This window comes from Bacillus sp. NPDC093026, assembly GCF_044754665.1.
Lineage (GTDB): Bacteria > Bacillota > Bacilli > Bacillales > Bacillaceae > Bacillus > Bacillus maqinnsis.
The window spans coordinates 63,740-81,583 of sequence record NZ_JBIVPN010000002.1 but is presented as its reverse complement, the minus strand read 5'-3'; the positions used below and the strand labels follow the sequence as shown (position 1 = coordinate 81,583).

Here is a 17,844-nt window from a genome sequence, read left to right as displayed (position 1 = left end):
ATCAACTATGTCATGAAGCACAACGTTTCTTCCATGCATACATTAAAAATAAGAATGCAAACCATATGGGCGTCAATAGCAGAGCTGGTCGTGTGGCGTCAGCAAATAGCATGATTAAGAGAATCGCTGCAAATAGCACAAGAACACATATATTCACAAATGGTGTGAATGGTGCTTTAAAGGTAGATGCGGCGTGAAGCTGTGGACGTGTTTTTTTATATTTAAGATGACAAATTAAAATAATACTCCAAACCCAAATGAAACAAATTGCGCTGATCGTCGTTACAACCCCAAAGGCTTGTTCTGGAATCAACTTGCTTAAAAGAGCCCCGACAGAGACAACGAGGGTTGAGACAAATAATGCATTGCTTGGAACTGCGTGATGATTCAATCGACCAAATAAAGATGGCCCTTGCTTTTGATGACTTAAATGATACAAAATTCGGCTCGTAGAAAACATACCGCTATTACAAGCTGAAGCCGCAGAGGTGAGTACGACAAAATTAATGAGCCCTGCTGCTACTGGAATGCCAATAAGTCCAAAGGTTTTGACAAATGGGCTTTCTGATGCATTCAGCTCTATCCATGAATTGATACATAATAAAACAAAGATTGCGCCAACATAGAAAAATAAAATTCTCAATGGAATCTTATTAATGGCTGACGGAATATTTTTGTGTGGATTCGCTGTTTCTGCTGCGGAAACCCCGACAAGCTCCACTCCCACATAGGCAAAGACCACCATCTGGAATGACAATAAGAAACCAGTTATGCCATTTGGAAACAGCCCGCCATGTGACCAAAGGTTTATGACAGTCACAGGTCCAGCATTTGTTTGAAAACCAATGATTAATAACACAATCCCAACGCTGATTAACAATAGAATTGTCATTACTTTAATTAATGCAAACCAAAATTCCATTTCTCCAAAAAGCTTCACCGTCAATAAATTAAATCCCAGTAAAATCAGCAAACAAATGAATGCAGGAATCCATTGGGGAATGTTAAACCAATACTGCACATAAACACCGACAGCAATCACATCCGCCATCGCTGTCATAATCCAACAGAACCAGTATGTCCACCCTGTCACAAAGGAAGCCCATGGACCAAGATAATCCTCCGCTATATCGGTTAAAGATTGATAGCCTGCCTTGGATAAAAGTAATTCCCCAAGTGCCCTCATGACAAAAAAGATGGCCATCCCTACAATCAAATAGGCAAAAATAATGGATGGGCCGGCCAATTGAATCGCCTTACCTGAACCTAAAAATAATCCTGTCCCGATTGTTCCACCGATTGCAATTAATTGTACATGTCGATTTGATAAATTTCGTTTTAACTCTTGTTGTGCCAACTTCAACGCCCTCCTACACACGATCTTATATTGAAATAATAAACTGTAAAAAACCCCATAAAAAAAAAGATTGGATGCGCTCCAATCTCATGGTCATAAGAATAGCAAAATAGAGAAAAGCAATACATGACATCATCCATGCATCACAAATACAATATTCCGTACTCTTCTGTCCTTTTGCCTGAGATTGTGAACCCTTCGGCGCCGCACATGCATGCGGTCTCTCCAGAAGCTGCTCCTGCCATAGTGTGACCCACAGCAATCATAGCTTTCATATTTACTTTAAATGTTTCTATTTCTGAATAATTTTATATTTTACGCCTCTAAAAGAAAGCTGTCAATGGTAATCTTTTTATAAGATCATTCATCCGGAGCCCTTACAAAGCATATGACTTCACTTCATCAATGTCTCCTAATTAAGGTATAATATATCAAAGAATACTCGTACCGTTTGACAATAGATCCATCATTATGTCTAGATAATGAACCAAAAATGCAAGCAATCCATTGAAGTTGGTGAATTCAAATGAAAAAATTGAACAAAGAGCGCGTCACATTACAGGAAGTCGCCAGACATGCTGGTGTCTCGACTTCAACAGCCTCTCTTGTTGTTCGGAATAACCCAAGAATCTCTGAAGCCACTCGAAAAAAAGTTCTTCAATCCATGGAGGAACTAGGCTACGTATATGACCGTGTCGCTGCAAACATGCGATCAAAAAGCTCTAATATAGTGGGTGTCATTGTTACTGACATTTCAAACACTTTCATCTCTGAATTTTTAATAGGGGTTCAAACGACTCTTGAATCACTTGGATATACCGTTTTACTCGGTACAACCTTTGACAGTGTCGATAAGCAGGAACGGCTCATTTCCACAATGGTGGAGCATCGGGTCGGGGGAATCATCTTAAATCCTGCCTCGAAGAGCTCTACTCGAACTGTGAAGCAGTTAAATCATATCCGAATTCCAAAGGTACTTGCCAACCGTGAACTGGCTGAAGTTCATTGTGACTATGTCGGAGTAGATTATGAACAAGGCGCTTGGATGGCGGTACACCACCTACTCCAAAAAGGGCATACACGCATTGCCTTTTTAGGCGGAATCAAGTCCTCATCCACTTGGATTGAGCGAATGAAAGGCTTTCAAAGAGCCCATGATGAGGCTCAACTTGACATCGACGACTCTCTCATTATTGACATCGAGCCTACTCGTGAAGGCGGGAAGATATCACTTGGAGAAGTGCTGGATCAGCCCGAGCCGCCAACTGCTATTTTTTGCTTCAGTGACTTAGTTGCTTTCGGTGTCATTCAGGAACTTACATCACGTGGAATGAAACCAGGTGAAGATATAGATGTCGTTGGCTTTGACAATATCCCTGAAGCAGAGATGTATCACCCGCCACTTACGACCGTCTCGTCATTTCCAAAATCCATCGGGGTAAAAGCCGCTCAGCTTTTATACAACAAAATGAACGAACAAGATGAAGAGTTACAACGATTAATCCTAAAGCCACAACTTCATATTAGAGAGACATCTACTTCCTGACGATAAGGAGAATTGCTGATCAATTCTCCTTTTTTCATTGAACAAGTTAAATCACAAAGTCATAAACTTGACACATTTTCAACGCAGGAGTATATTAATCTCATTGCTTCTTTCGGTATATCGTTATACCTATTTTTCATATAAACTTTATGTAGATGGCTGACCCTGATCAAGTTAATCATCTCCATCTTTTCATATTCATTGTTATTATTTTTATTTTTAGTATAACGATATACTTATTAGAACATCGCAATGGATATTCATCAATTTTTCATTCATCACATAAGGGGTGTTGTGACGGGCTTACCTATCATTAAGGAAATGACAAAGGGTATACAAATGAATTTGACCCTGAAGGGGTTTCAAATATAGGAGTGGGAACATGAAGAATTCTTATATTAAATCGTCGCTTGGTATGTATTTAAACTACTTCATGCTAGGTATGATCAATATTATTGTGGCATCAAATATGGAAAGTTTATCAGAACGCTATCATGTTGATATTCAAAAAATCAGCCTGCTTGTATCGGCGATTGGAATCGGGAAATTGATTGCTCTCTTTTTCTCAGGTCGACTGGCGGATCGCTGGGGACGCAAGCCTGTCATTATCACCGGAAACTTTCTTTACTTATTATTCTTAATCGGGATTCCGACGACGAGCAATTATACGTTAGCCTTTATCTTTGCGATATCAGCAGGGGTTGCGAACTCTTTGCTTGATTCAGGAACTTACCCTGCACTCACAGAAGCATTTCCAAAAAAATCGAGTTCAGCTTCTGTCTTAGTAAAGGCATCCGTTTCAATCGGAGCGACTGTTCTGCCGTTTATTCTGGCATATCTTATCGCACACGACATCTTCTGGGGTTGGGCTTTCTATGGACTAGGTCTTCTTTATTTACTCGTAGGGATTTACTTGATCTTTATGCCATTCCCTAACCATAAGCAAGTCAAATCACAAGATAGTCTCCCAGTACAGGAACAAATGAAGGAAGAACCTAAAATGTTCGGTGAAGGCTTAGCCGTCGTGCTAATGGGCTTCACGTCAACAGCTTTATTTGTGGTTTGGCAAACATGGCTTCCGCAATTAGGATTAAAATTAATTGGGCTTGACACAGGACATGCTACACAACTGCTTTCTTATTTTAGTATTGGTGCACTTGTGTCTGTTCTATTGCTTTCAATTGTACTAGACAAATTCATCTCACCTATTATGGTGTCAATTATTTATCCAATCGGGGCATTTCTTGCGATGCTTTCATTGTTCCAAATTGAAACCTATAGCATTGTCATCATCAGCACCTTTTTCTTAGGGTTATTTACAGCAGGAATTTTCCAATTGGCCATGAGTATTATGATGAAATTATTCCCTACAAATAAAGCAACAGCATCATCTTATGTCAACATCGCAGCAAGCTCAGCTTTTATCCTTGTGCCACTGATTACAAGTGGTTTGGTTAGCGCATACGACATGAAAATGACGTTATTTTTCGATATGGTGATTGCCTCTTTCAGCGTATTGCTAGCAGTCTTTGTACTTGGACGCATGAAAAAATTGTTTAGATAATTAAAGGAGATGTCAAACGTTGACAAACATACATGAACGAAATATTGATGGAAAAACAAAATTAGTCGGTCTTCTCGCTACACCCATTGGGCACAGCCTGTCACCGCGGATGCATAACCTTGCCTACACATTAACAGGCATCAACTATGCTTACCTAGCATTTGAAGTAGGAAATGATGAACTAGAAGCAGCAATAAACGGAATGAAAGCGATGGGTGTAGCTGGATTTAACATCTCTATGCCGAACAAAATGAAAGTGCTGGATTACTTAGATGAACTAGATCATTCTGCGAAATATACACGTGCAAGCAACACCGTTGTGAACAAAGATGGCAAGCTGATTGGCTACAACACAGATGGTCTTGGTTACGTGAGAAACTTGATTGAACATGGCGTTGAATTAGCTGGACAAAAGGTAACACTCGTTGGCTCTGGCGGTGCCGCGACACCGATTGCGATTCAACTTGCACAATCAGGCATTCGTGAAATTAGTATTTTCGCACGACAAGATCAATATTTTGTTCAGGCTGAAGAAAATGTGAAGTACATCAACAAAGAAATGAAATCATTCGGTGTCAAAGCGAACCTCTTCCCGCTTGAAGACAAAGATGCATTCCGCCGAGAAGTAGCTGAAAGTGCGATCTTAGCAAATGGAACAAGCCTTGGGATGAAACCATTAGATCAGCTCAGCATTATCGATGATACGCTTGATGTACTGCGTGAAGATTTAATCGTCACAGATGTCGTATACAACCCGCAAAAAACAAAGCTCCTTGCTCAAGCACAGGAAGCGGGCGCCAAAACCATTAACGGTCTTGGGATGATGCTATGGCAAGGTGCTCTTGCTTACAAACTCTTTACTGGTGAAGATATGCCGGTCGATCAAGTGAAAAAGGTTCTTTTTGAAAACGACCGCTTCTAAAAGGCGACCGCCGCTCTAAAATGTATACTTTGTAAAGGACATTTATAAAAAACTATGTAGCTTGTAAAAGATGATCTCTGTATTGTATGGGGTCATCTTTTTTGTCTATTTATTCTGATACAAAAAAGTACCCTATAAGTAGACTTTTTTTACGTGTCTACTTATAGGGTACACTTTACTCAGGAAGTCGTCTTTTTCTATTCAAGTATCATGATCCGGCGATAACGATACAGAATATAAAATGCTCCTATGATCGCACCAACAGCTACAACGGCATCAAACATAAATATATGCAAAATCGTCGAGCGACTTTCAATCAAACCCGTTACGACCGGGATGACGATGGCCGACACCCCGCCTGCTGTTGAGATAATGCCCGTCATCGTTCCTTTGTTTTTCCAGAAGAATTCAGCCATCACTGTTAATGTCAGTTGAAAGACACCCGCCGTTGAAAATCCTAAAACAAATGCATTCATGGTCCCAATGACTGGTGACTTTATCACCAATAGCACATAAATAGATATGATCGTAATGATCGGATACGCAAGTAGCACAGTCACCGGACGAACAAAACGACGCAAAAGAAATGCAAGCAGTAAAACAGACAACAAACCGCCCATACTATAGTAACTCAGCAGTTTCACAGCACTGCCTGAAGCCATCCCCAAAATCTCCTCACCGTAAGCAGGAAGCCAAATTTGCGGCAAAGCATAGAGTCCATTTGACGTAAAACTGATCACAATAAGCGCAATACCTTCTTTCCAAAACGTAGGCTCTGACGAAAAGCGTGGCAGTCCATCGCGCTCAGTTACCTGTACTTGTTCAATCTTGCGATGGTTTGGAAATGGCAATGTCCAAAGCAACAAGACATTCACAAAATAGAGAAGTGCAGGAACAAAAAACGCATACCCATAAAACAAATCATGCTCTGCCAATAAGAAAATAGCCAGTGGCAAAAGCGTGGCCCCAATAGAAATAAAAGCCTTTACAATGACATTCGCTGATCCTGAATTTTGCGGGAAAGCTTCCATCAAGGCTGGGTATGTCCCTGCATCCATGGCCGAATTTGCAACCCCTGCGAAAATCGCAAAAACAAAGGCTACGTGATAATTCGGAGACAACGGAATACCGATGAGGAAAACTGCCATCAGCACACCTGAACCCAAAATCACCGGCTTTCGACCAAAACGATCAGACAGAACCCCAGAAAATCCATACGTCAAAACCCTTCCGATGCCAAGTGCCGAAATCATAAAACTAATTCCTGCACTATTTGTATCCAACTGTTTCGTTAAAAATGGCATATTCGAAGCCAAAATAATATTGACCATACCTAACAAAAAATAATTCATATACAGACTAGAAGCCGTTCTCAAATACGGATTACTCATGCTGACACACCCCTCAACACCATTGCAATGAAGTGACAAATAATGGTTGCGCTTACAAGATTTCATGTGTGAGGTGGAACAGCTTCGCAACCTTCACGTTCAAACATCTCATGCAGCTCACAGCTTACATATCCTTCATTTATCAAGCAATTCTACATTTTTTCACTAGCTTTTATTTTATATGAATGTGAAAAGGAATGATAGTGAATTGGCTTAAATTTGAGAGGAATGATGCGGAGGATACTATGTATAATTAAAAAAGCAAATATTTGACACTCTTTATTTTCTAATTATTTCTTCTTGATATCTTTCTGTATCCAGATAAGATTCAATCAGATTATCTATAAATTAGATACGAACCTCTCGATTATCTTCATATACATGAAATTTAGCCCTTGCTTTTACTAGTAAACTTATAATGTTGTTGGATTCTCTTTATTCAATATTCTTTGACGTTCCTGATACCAAAACTCATTTACACCAGTGTTTCTATGCTTGGCAAACTTTTTAATCCATTTATCATTTTCATACTCGATTTTTGTAATTTTTGTAATTTTCCTATTTTCAATCTCTCTTAGTGCTTTCATCTTCTTAGCGCTTCACTGCTTTTGCTGAATAGGGTGTTTCCTTAAATCGAACCCTTTCGTTGTTTCTGCTATTACTTTCTCAGCAACTTTATGTTCACTAATTCCCAATCTACCATTAATTCCTTTCGCCCCAAACGGCAAAAGCATTCCCAGCGCCGCATTCATACTCGCTTCCTGCTGTTCTTTTGAGATTTTGTGCCCGTTTGTGGCGGTAAGTCCGTACAAGCCTTTTTGTGATGTTTTTAGGACGTCAAAGGACTTTTGTGACGTTTTGTCATTGTCAACCGCTTTGACTGCGGCTTGGGTGTTTTGTAGATCGCTTTCCCGCCTTTGAAAATGCGCCCCGCCCAGCCGACGATTGGGATGTAACCTGCGGCAACACATACTTAACAAAGGATATACGCACCTTTTTTATCGAAAGCAACCCAAATACCCGAATAAGCCAAATACTACGCTCATTCGGGTTTGCATTTTTTTCTATTATAATTCTTCACCATTTGTGGCTATGACTTTCTGATACCATGTAAACGAATCTTTTTTGAGACGTTTCATTGAGCCGTTGCCTTCGTTGTCGCGGTCCACATAGATCATACCGTAACGTTTTTTCATTTCGCCAGTTGTAAAAGAGACGATATCAATAATGCCCCAAGGCGTGTAGCCGATGAGGTCGACGCCATCGTATTCGACCGCCTTTTTCAGTGCTTCAATATGTGAAGCTAAGTATTGAATCCGTTCTGGGTCATGGATTGAGCCGTCTTCTTCCACTACATCAATGGCACCAAAACCATTTTCCACGATAAATAGCGGGATTTGATAGCGATCGTAAAAACGATTCAGTGTATATCTTAGACCAGTTGGGTCAATGGACCAGCCCCAGTCACTTGTTTTGATATAAGGATTTTCTACACCATGCGGCAGGGCTCCGTTAACTATATCCCCACTGTTGTCAGATACAGCATCACTTTTGACCGTTGTCGACATGTAATAGCTAAAGCCTAGATAATCGACTTTTCCCTTCCTTAAGCTTTCTTCGTCGCCTTCTTCAAAAGGAATGTGGTAGCCTTCGCGTTCAAATTCTTTTAATGCATAGCTTGGATAGCAGCCGCGAACCTGCACATCTGGAAAGAAATAACGTTGTCTCATATATTCCTCTGCTAACATGACATCTTCTGGATTTGATGAATACGGATAGATCGGTACGTGGCTGACCATCGCTCCAATTTTAAAGGATGGATTGATTTCTTTTCCCTTTGCTACTGCCCATGCACTCGCAAGCAATTCATGATGTCCCGCTTGATACATGATTTCCTTAGCATTCTCGCCTTCTTTGACCGATACCCCTGAATTTGTCCAAAGGAACAACGGGTTGTTTACATCCATTTTGTTATTAATCTCATTAAACGTCATCCAGTACGTCACTTTGTCCTTGTACCGATTGAAGCACACCTCAGCAAATTTAGCGAAATACTCAGCGACTTTTCTGCTTCGGAAACCGCCGTATTCCCTTGCTAAATGTAGCGGCATTTCAAAGTGGGACAGCGTAATCACAGGCTCGATGCCATGCTTGAGTAGCTCGTCAAACACATCATCATAGAACTGTAAGCCTGCTTCATTCGGTTCCGCTTCGTCTCCCTTAGGGAAAATGCGACTCCAGCCAATCGACGTGCGTAAACATTTCAAGCCCATTTCAGCAAACAGCGCAATGTCTTCCTTGTAACGATGGTAGAAATCAATCGCTTCATGGTTCGGGTAAAATGTTCCTTCTTCTATTGTCTCAGTAATTTGTCTCGGCACTCCGTGTGCTCCTGCTGTCATCACATCCACAACACTTGGTCCTTTTCCTGCTTCGTTCCATCCACCTTCACATTGATGAGCAGCTAATGCACCGCCCCATAGAAAATCTTTTGGTAATGTCATATTATTTTCCTCCTATTTCACAACTGTCATGATGATGTCGTTTGGCTGACATGCCTCAAGTTCCTCTACAATCACATCTTCGTACGCTTGCGTATTGGTAATGATGACAGGAGTGATCGTTTTTAACCCTTTGCTTTCAATCGCTTCTTGGTCAAATGTCATCAATAGATCTCCCTTCTTCACCTTGTCGCCCTCTTTTATATTGAGAGTAAACGCTGATCCATCAAGGGAAACTGTATCAATTCCTACATGAACAAGTAACTCCACACCATACTCTGAACGTAAACCAATGGCATGCTTTGTCGGTGCGAGCATGACGACACTGCCGTCAAACGGTGCATACAGCTTATTGTCTGCAGGCTCAATCGCAAGTCCTTTTCCCATTGCGCCTGAGCTAAACACATCATCTGGCACTTCAGAAAGCGGAAGGATTCTCCCTGCAAATGGTGCAGCCACCATTTCTTCATTGTTCATTGAAGCAATCGTATCTTCTTTCTCTTTATCTTCAACGGGTGTTTGACCTTCTGTCTGTTCCACTGTATCTTCCCCATAACCGAACAGTTGAATGAGTACAACCGGTAAGATGAGTGCAATGGCTACTCCGATTAAGATGCCAATAATTGACGTTGGATACTCAGCGCTAATCCCATTCACAATCGTAAGTGGACCTGGTAAGCCTGCATACACAAAGTAATATGGCGTAAAGAAGCTGGCCACAACAGCACCCACCGCTCCAGAAATACATCCGAAAATAAATGGCTTCTTGAAACGTAACGTAACCCCATAAATAGCTGGCTCCGTAATACCGAAGAGACCTGTAATTCCAGCAGAGACACCTACCTTACGCGTTTCTCGATTTCTCGCTTTTAAAACCACACCTAAGACTGCACCGACCTGAGCGATCACAGCAATGGTTTGGTATGCTTGGAAGGAGTCCCGTCCATACTGTTCAAAGTTTGCAAGCACCATTGGCGTAATTCCCCAGTGAACACCAAAAATGACAAGCACCTGCCAAAATCCACCGATAATGGCGCCTGCTAAAGCCGGTACGTTTTCAGCTAAAAAATTGTATCCGTTTGCAATTCCATTTGCTCCAGCAGTAGAAAGAGGGCCAATTAATAAAATCGTTAACGGAACCATCACCACCATACAGATGAAAGGAACGAATAATGGCTTAACAACCTCATGAATACGTTTGTTTAAAAACCTCTCTAAATACGAAAGAATCCAAACTAAGAAAAGGGGTGGTAATACAGATGACGTATACACCGTTTGAGATAATGCAATTCCTAAAAAGGTGACACCCTCACCTGATGCCACACGCCCGGCAATCTCTGCCCAAGTTGGGCTGACAAGTGCTGCCGTACACGCAACTGCAATATACATGTTCGTTTTGAAATGCTTAGACGCAGTGATCGCAATAAAGATCGGTAAAAATGTAAACGGAGCCCAAGAAATGAAACTAAACACTTCATAAGTTCCCGTTTTTGAAAAGCTAGGAAATAACAAATTAATTAAAATGAGTGCACCCTGCAAAATTCCGGCTGCCGCCAAAATATACACAAATGGCGCAAACACAGCAGACATGGTAGCGATGACTCGATTCAGCACCGTTCCCTTGTTTTCATTTTCCTGATCGTCATCAGACGTTTGAAGCTGCACAAGACTGGCAAAATGCTCATACACCTCACCCACATGTTGACCAATCACGACCTGAAACTGTCCGCCATTTTCAACAACGGTAATCACGCCAGGCATGCTATTGACTACTTCTTTCGCCTTAGGATTTGAACGTTTCAACACCAAACGCAACCGGGTGGCGCACCTTGTAGCACTCACCACATTTCCCTCTCCACCAACTGCCTCTAAGATGTCTTCTGCAAGCTTATGATAATCCCTTACTTTTGACATATAAACCCCCCTTTATGACTATTAGTATATGTATATTATAATTATACCGGTACAATTTATCAATACATATATAATATAAAAATCATATTAACGAAAAATCGGCATGTGCTATAATACAAATACAATACATCGTGAAAACAAAGAGGATTGGTTATGTTAAAGTATCAACAGATCGCAAGCGACATTGAAAAATACATTGTTACCCATGAACTGAAGCAAGGAGACAAACTCCCCGTACTCGAAACACTCATGAGTCAATTTGCTGTCAGCAAAAGTACCATTATCAAATCATTAGACTTACTAGAAAGAAAAGGAATTGTCTATCAAGTGAGGGGTAGCGGGATTTTCGTCAGAAGGCATCGACGCAAGGGCTACATCAGCCTATTATCCAACCAAGGATTTAAAAAAGATTTAGAGGAATTTCAACTGACATCAGAGGTTTTAACATTAGACACCGTCAAACCAACAGAAGAAGTTGCGCTTAATTTGAACATTGAACAAGAAGAGGATGTTTTCTACCTCAAACGCATTCGTTACATCAATGGGCAAACTTTGTGTTTAGAAGAATCCTATTACCGGAAAACAATCATTCCCTATCTCAACACAGAAATCGCCGCCGATTCCGTTTTTAAATTCATTAGCGAAGGCCTCGGTCTCAAAGTTGGCTTCTCTGACATGTACATGCAAGTAGGCAAACTAAATGAAGCCGAGGCAAAACACCTCGGCCTCAAACAAGACGATCCCGCCCTCCGCGTCGAAACCGTCTTCTATCTCACAAACGGCCAGCCCTTTGACTTCTCGAAAATCACCTATAATTACATGCAGTCCCAATTTTTTATTCAAGCAAATAATTATTACGGGTGATGGATAGGACAAAAGACTAAAAGCTCTTTATTTTAGTCTTTTCAGCGTGAATGAAAACCCTTTCTAGGAAGGATGAGCTACTTGTGCGGAGCGTGAGCACCAGCACGCTGACCATACAACAAATGCGAGGGTTTGTCTACACGCTGAAGCCCCTCATTGATTGAGGGGCTGTCTTTTTTTATTGGTTGCTACTTTCATTTTGAATACCCACGTACAACAAATGATGACAGGGATAGTAGTCAAATATATATTTTTGGCACATACAAATCATCAAAAACTACACTTACTATAAAGAAGGCAAAAATTTTTGAACTGTTTTATATCAAGTACCTTATACACAAATTTTAGCTTTTTGAGACGAGGAACCAGAGATACAAAAAAGGGAGTTCTCTTTGTTAAACTTGCCTTTTTCCAAACGCAGCATTGGCTGTTGTAATACTTATATGCACTGGAAGATAAAGAAGCTCCTTCTCGCGCCATTCCTTTCCTGTATAATAGCCTTCAAACTGATTCTGACAATCCGCTACATATGACTTTTGTCCATCAGTGTTTGAAGCAAGTCTTTGGGTATTTCAGTCAATCTTCCAAGGCTTCGATGAAAAAAGGGGAGGCATGCCTCACTCGCATAGGATGTAGCAAAATCTCCAATCTGAGCTATAGATATATCCATTTATTCACTTTCTCTTAACCTATCTTTTAAATTAAGCCTTTTCTTTTTAACTCCTCAATCATTTTTGATTCTTCAGCAGTTGGCGTTGGAGGTTGTTCTTCTTGTACTGGCAGTTCTAATTCGTTTAATCCCCAGTCATTTAGTATACTCCACAACTGGTCAGAAATTCGAATGTCTCTTTCTCTAATTTCATTCAGTCCCCAATCATTATGCTGGTTAGAAAGATCTAATAATAACTGTATTTTTGATTTCTTGTAAATTGCTTGTTTCTTTTTAAAGTACCCATTACTCGCAATAATGTTCAGCTTTTTTTCAAAAGGAATCTTATTCCCAATATGTTCAACTAACTCTTTTACTTCTCCATCAGAATTACTTGGAAAATAACTCGATTGCCAATTTTTAGGCAGTATATGCTCTATTTCCCAATTATCTGGAAGTAATCCCTCTTGATTTTGATAAGCAAGAATTTTCAAGACCATGCGGACAGTATTACGGTGAGCCGTCTTAATCTTCGTTTTAAATTCCTGTTCATCTACTTTAGAAAAATGAAATGTTGGCGTAGACGATCTAATAATTTCAGCGTTTAAATTCAAGATGCCCCGCTTTACAGCATTAATAGTCGGTGTCACTATATACCTTGCTGACAAAACGGCAAGTAATTTCTTAAGAAATTTCAAGAATAGCTCTTGAAAATCTTGTGAATCCTTATATTTAAGATAGTATATGACTACTGGATATTTCCAAAATTCATTTGGATAAGAAGATAATCCATCAAGTATTTGTTTCACTTCAATATTTTTTGACCAGTCTTCACCTTCAATTTCTATTCGATTATTAATGACAAGCCATAGGTTCAGCACCGCTCGTAGATTTCTCATCAAATCGCTCTTATATAATTGCTCAAAATTATTTCTTGAATAGTATTTTCTTATACCTGGTGTCGTTGTATTTCTATCGTTTTCTAACGCCCTTAAATAAAACATATAGTAATAGAACAATTTTTGAATGCTTTCATTGGCATTGATAGCATCATCATCAAGTTGTTGCCAATCTTCAATAAAATTTGCTTTTCCTTCAGCATCCAAGTAATTATATATTTTTGCTTTAAAAATATCTGCATCAGATAGTGCGAGTCCTCTATCGTTCAGAGTTGAGAAGATGGTTAACGCTGTATCTTGTGAATCTGCAGTAATTGGCAGTAAAATCGCTTTGTTCAAAACATTTCGGATAAACCAAAAAAACAATTCCGGCTCATTCGTAGCAAATTTCTCTATTAGCCCTACAAATAGATTGTAGTTTAGCGAATAGTTATCTTTTGCACCTTCTTCAATCGTGCCTCTGATAAGAATTTTGGTGAAGATTTCGTTTCCTTCATCCCTTATCACCCTTGATTCGATCAACTGGTCGATCATTTTCCATCACTACTTCTACAATGATCTACTCATTTTTCAATGAGTTTTTTCGTAATCAACCTCTGCAGTTAACTCATCCTGCTCCCACAATGCTGATTCAATTTGTCCTTTAAAATTTTTCACTTCTTTTGTTTCAGTCATTGAATTAAGTTTTGAGTAAAGTGCCCGAAGCAATAAAAACAAAGAAGTGATACGCTGTTGACCATCTATAATTTCCTGTTCATAGTTCTCATTTTCGTAAGAAACGATTGTTCCTAGAAAATAAGTGCTTTCGTTATTATTTTTCGTGTACTCTACTAAATCATCAAAGAGTGTTTGAATTTGCTCATCAGACCACGCATATGGACGTTGATACTCAGGGATAATGAACTTGTTCACTTTTCCTGTTTCTAATAATTGTTTGACACTCTGTTTATTCACTTCAATGGTTGTAGCCACATTTTATGCTCCCTTCTGCATCTTCTTTTCGATTTTATTCTTCTTACTTTACCGGATGAAACTACATCAAAACTTTTTCTGACAAACAAAATCACTTAGCAAAAGCCCTTATTTCCAAGGGCTTTTCAGCTTGTAGAATTCATTTATGGTCTGAGCTCAATATTTTAATGGACTCTTCTCTCTATTAATTTTGAGAGAGTATCTTTTAAATTGGAACTATTCATTTAATCAATTTTATATATATTTACATAAGCATGTACGATTTTATGCGACTATTGCGCAATATTTTGTGATGAATATAAAAGCTGATGTAAATACTAAAATAGATATTAAAGAGCTTACCTAGGTTGTTGTAAGAGAGGAAAGCCTAACACTTCGACAGCCTGTGCTTAAAGTTTTTAAGCTGTTCTTCTGCATCACCATGCACATCTTGACCTTATGTTATCATATACGTGCGTTTCAATGAATATATGCGCATGATGAAAATCGTGGTGAGTTTGAGATAAACAAGACTATACACATCAACCTGAAATGTAATGATCTCTTTCATCAAGTTCTTCTTCGGTTAATAAAGGATTATCTTTGGTCGTTGCTTTAAATATTTAAAGCAGCAATTGAAAAATAAGTCACCTCATCTTCCTTGTCGAGGAATTCAAAATTCCATACTTCTGCGTCTCTAAACCCTTCAAATGCGGGTTAAATTGCACAATTCTATCTTCTCTTTTAGGAGGAATTGAATGACAAGTATACAGCCACTCCAAATAATTCAGCTCCTGTTTATTCATTTTTAATTCATTGAGATATTTTGCTAAATTTATGATACGATAACAGGAAAAAAGACTACAGGGGCTAGTTATATGAGTGAACTTTTATTTGAAAAACGAGAATTTAAAACAGAACAGATTCTTTCTCTAAAAGCAACTGAATTTCATAATCAACCCATTGTCTATATTCTTTATGACGAAAAAAAGAGGCCATCCGCTTATATTGGTCAGACAGTTCAAGCTAGTAGACGATTGAAACATCATTTGAAAGACCCAAAACGAAACAAATTAACTAAAACCATTTTGATTGGGCATGAACGCTTTCATCAATCGGCTTCATACAATATTGAGACAAATCTCATTAATTACTTTATTGCAGAAAATCGTTATCAATTAAAAAATATCAGTCAGACTAGATCAAGAGAGATGCATCATTATTATCAGAAAGACTTTTACAATGAAAAGGTCTTTGAAGAAGTTTGGAAGCAACTACAACAAGAACAGATCGTCACTCACTCATTAGAAAAGTTAAGAAACCGAGACATATATAAGCTTTCACCTTATAAAGAACTATCACCCCAACAAGTAGAAATTAAAAATGAAATTTTGGCATTTTGTAAAGATCATATCAAACAATCAAGCCATCATGTTATTTCTATAGAAGGTGATGCAGGAACTGGGAAAAGTGTTTTACTGAGTTCCCTATTTAATACGATTCAAGATTTATCGAATGATATAGAGTCTGTTTTAAACAAAACAAACAATTATTTACTTGTGAATCATGCAGAAATGCTAAAAACATATCACAACATTGCTAAGAGTCTGCCGAATCTAAAAAAGAAACAAATCATGAGACCAACTACGTTTATTAATCAGATGACAAGATCGGGTGAAATGGCTGATATCGTGTTAGTAGATGAAGCACACCTCTTATTAACGAAAGATGATAAGTATAATAACTTCCATTATCAAAATCAATTGGATGAAATTATTAAACGCAGTAAAATAACTATTGTCATTTTTGATCCCAAACAGGTACTTAAAATTAAAAGCTATTGGAACGAAAAATTACTTGAGGAGATCACAAACAGATATCATGCGAAGACTGTTAAACTCACAGAACAGATGCGTATGCATGCCGATCCAGATACGTTAAAATGGATCGACCAATTTGTCTCAAAACAATTATTACCTTTGCCTGAAGAGAAACAGGGATCATTCGAACTTAAAATCTTTGCGGATCCAATCAACTTTAAGACTGCCATTCAGCAAAAGGATCATGAAGTTGGTCTATCCCGCATTGTATCAACCTTTGATTTTTTACATAAAAAAGATGGAGCTACATATATCGTAGATGAAGGTGGTATCAATATGCCATGGAATTCTACGAATGACAAATGGACATGGGCTGAACATGCAGATTCGATTAGAGAAGTGGGCTCGATCTATACGGTTCAAGGTTTTGATTTAAATTATGTAGGAGTCATCCTTGGTCCTTCTATCAGCTATGATGAAGAAAAGGATGAACTTCTAATCGACCCTTCAAAATATAAAGATACAGGTGCATTCACCTCACGAGATGACATGTCCCTTGAGGAGATCAAGAAGGCAAAAGAAAAGATTATACTTAACTCGATAAACGTTCTGATGAAACGTGGCATTCATGGCCTTTACATCTATGCAACAGATGAAAAACTAAGAAAGAGATTGATAGAGTTAAAAAGGAGCGGAAAACATGACTGAGACCAAGGATTTAATAGACATGATCAATCAGAGACGATCGCAACTCAAGACAATACCATAATCCAAAAGATCTCGCTAATCCATAAGTTTAATAAGCCCTAATTAATAATAGATAGGAATAACTTTTATCTAACTTAAATTAATCTACATAAAATCTCATTGAGAAAGTTCTAAACTTAAAAAAGATTTCCCAAATTTAATCTTAACTCCATTACTAAAATAAGCTAAAATCAAACTATGAAATATAATAAGGGTGATCTATTATGAAAAAAACAGTTCATGTCGTTGGTGCTATCATTGAAAACGAAAAAAATGAAATCTTCTGTGCACTAAGAAGTCCTAATATGAGTTTAGCTAATTATTGGGAATTTCCTGGAGGTAAAATTGAGTCTGGAGAATCCCCTGAACAAGCATTAAAGCGTGAATTTTTAGAAGAATTCACTTGCAATATTGATGTCGGTTCAAAAGTAGAGGACACAACATATGAATATGAAAACGTCATTGTACGACTTGAAACTTACAAAGCTAAATTAGTAGAAGGAAATCCTATTGCATTAGAGCATGCTGACACACGCTGGGTTACGAGAGATAAACTGACCGAACTTCATTTCGCTCCTGCAGACATTCCTGCAGTGAACAAGATTGTAAATGAAAAGATGTGAATGTAATGGATCAGCAGATATTTCAACTTCTCCATATATTAAATTTTCATCACAAAATAAAATTCCAACCTGTTTTTCCTTCATCGATAAGCATAT

The 17,844-nt window shown here is 38.7% G+C and carries 13 protein-coding genes, 1 pseudogene and 1 riboswitch; of the genes and pseudogenes, 6 read left to right on the top strand and 8 right to left on the bottom strand.

Features of this window, described 5'->3' with window-relative positions; translation table 11 throughout:
- Positions 1-10 precede the first annotated feature (10 nt).
- Positions 11-1,357 carry an amino acid permease gene (locus ACIQCE_RS05300; RefSeq protein WP_400493899.1) on the bottom strand — a complete coding sequence of 449 codons (1,347 nt, stop codon included), beginning with the start codon at positions 1,355-1,357 and terminating at the stop codon, positions 11-13.
- A 159-nt stretch (positions 1,358-1,516) separates the two neighbouring features.
- A riboswitch (glycine riboswitch) is annotated at positions 1,517-1,596 on the bottom strand.
- Positions 1,597-1,883: 287 nt separating this feature from the next.
- Between ACIQCE_RS05300 and ACIQCE_RS05295 the strand changes: the two genes are divergently transcribed.
- From ACIQCE_RS05295 to ACIQCE_RS05285, 3 genes are all read left to right on the top strand, one after another.
- Entirely contained in the window at positions 1,884-2,903 is a 1,020-nt protein-coding gene (locus ACIQCE_RS05295) for a LacI family DNA-binding transcriptional regulator (protein WP_400493898.1), read from the top strand.
- 382 nt (positions 2,904-3,285) lie between these two features.
- Positions 3,286-4,467, top strand: coding sequence for an MFS transporter (locus ACIQCE_RS05290; protein WP_400493897.1), 1,182 nt, complete (start codon positions 3,286-3,288; stop codon positions 4,465-4,467).
- A gap of 19 nt (positions 4,468-4,486) precedes the next feature.
- Positions 4,487-5,389 carry a quinate/shikimate dehydrogenase gene (locus ACIQCE_RS05285; RefSeq protein ID WP_400493896.1) on the top strand — a complete coding sequence of 301 codons (903 nt, stop codon included), beginning with the start codon at positions 4,487-4,489 and terminating at the stop codon, positions 5,387-5,389.
- Positions 5,390-5,586: 197 nt separating this feature from the next.
- On the opposite strand, the gene ACIQCE_RS05280 is transcribed toward ACIQCE_RS05285, so the two are convergent.
- From ACIQCE_RS05280 to ACIQCE_RS05260, 5 genes and pseudogenes are all read right to left on the bottom strand, one after another.
- The gene (locus ACIQCE_RS05280) at positions 5,587-6,780 is read right to left on the bottom strand and encodes an MFS transporter (protein ID WP_400493895.1); all 1,194 of its coding nucleotides are present in this window, start codon (positions 6,778-6,780) and stop codon (positions 5,587-5,589) included.
- A 413-nt stretch (positions 6,781-7,193) separates the two neighbouring features.
- The gene (locus tag ACIQCE_RS05275) at positions 7,194-7,367 is read right to left on the bottom strand and encodes a hypothetical protein (protein ID WP_400493894.1); all 174 of its coding nucleotides are present in this window, start codon (positions 7,365-7,367) and stop codon (positions 7,194-7,196) included.
- Positions 7,368-7,463: 96 nt separating this feature from the next.
- Positions 7,464-7,744 (bottom strand): annotated as a pseudogene (locus ACIQCE_RS05270) (T7SS effector LXG polymorphic toxin); the annotation flags it as partial.
- Between the two features lie 103 nt (positions 7,745-7,847).
- A complete protein-coding gene (bglA, locus tag ACIQCE_RS05265; protein ID WP_400493893.1) occupies positions 7,848-9,284 on the bottom strand; it encodes a 6-phospho-beta-glucosidase BglA in 1,437 nt (478 codons plus the stop codon).
- A gap of 12 nt (positions 9,285-9,296) precedes the next feature.
- Entirely contained in the window at positions 9,297-11,195 is a 1,899-nt protein-coding gene (locus ACIQCE_RS05260) for a beta-glucoside-specific PTS transporter subunit IIABC (protein ID WP_400493892.1), read from the bottom strand.
- 153 nt (positions 11,196-11,348) lie between these two features.
- Between ACIQCE_RS05260 and ACIQCE_RS05255 the strand changes: the two genes are divergently transcribed.
- Positions 11,349-12,059 (top strand): GntR family transcriptional regulator, encoded by a 711-nt coding sequence (locus ACIQCE_RS05255; RefSeq protein WP_400493891.1) that lies wholly within the window; start codon positions 11,349-11,351, stop codon positions 12,057-12,059.
- 696 nt (positions 12,060-12,755) lie between these two features.
- Here ACIQCE_RS05255 and ACIQCE_RS05250 read toward each other — a convergent pair.
- Positions 12,756-14,141 (bottom strand): HNH endonuclease family protein, encoded by a 1,386-nt coding sequence (locus ACIQCE_RS05250; protein WP_400493890.1) that lies wholly within the window; start codon positions 14,139-14,141, stop codon positions 12,756-12,758.
- Positions 14,142-14,177: 36 nt separating this feature from the next.
- Positions 14,178-14,579: a DUF262 domain-containing protein gene (locus ACIQCE_RS05245; RefSeq protein WP_400493889.1), complete on the bottom strand. Its 402-nt coding sequence runs from the start codon at positions 14,577-14,579 to the stop codon at positions 14,178-14,180.
- A gap of 857 nt (positions 14,580-15,436) precedes the next feature.
- On the opposite strand from ACIQCE_RS05245, the gene ACIQCE_RS05240 reads away from it, so the two are divergent.
- Both ACIQCE_RS05240 and ACIQCE_RS05235 read left to right on the top strand, forming a co-directional pair.
- Positions 15,437-17,086: a DUF2075 domain-containing protein gene (locus ACIQCE_RS05240; protein WP_400493888.1), complete on the top strand. Its 1,650-nt coding sequence runs from the start codon at positions 15,437-15,439 to the stop codon at positions 17,084-17,086.
- Positions 17,087-17,349: 263 nt separating this feature from the next.
- Positions 17,350-17,748, top strand: coding sequence for a (deoxy)nucleoside triphosphate pyrophosphohydrolase (locus ACIQCE_RS05235; protein WP_353854153.1), 399 nt, complete (start codon positions 17,350-17,352; stop codon positions 17,746-17,748).
- Positions 17,749-17,844 lie beyond the last annotated feature (96 nt).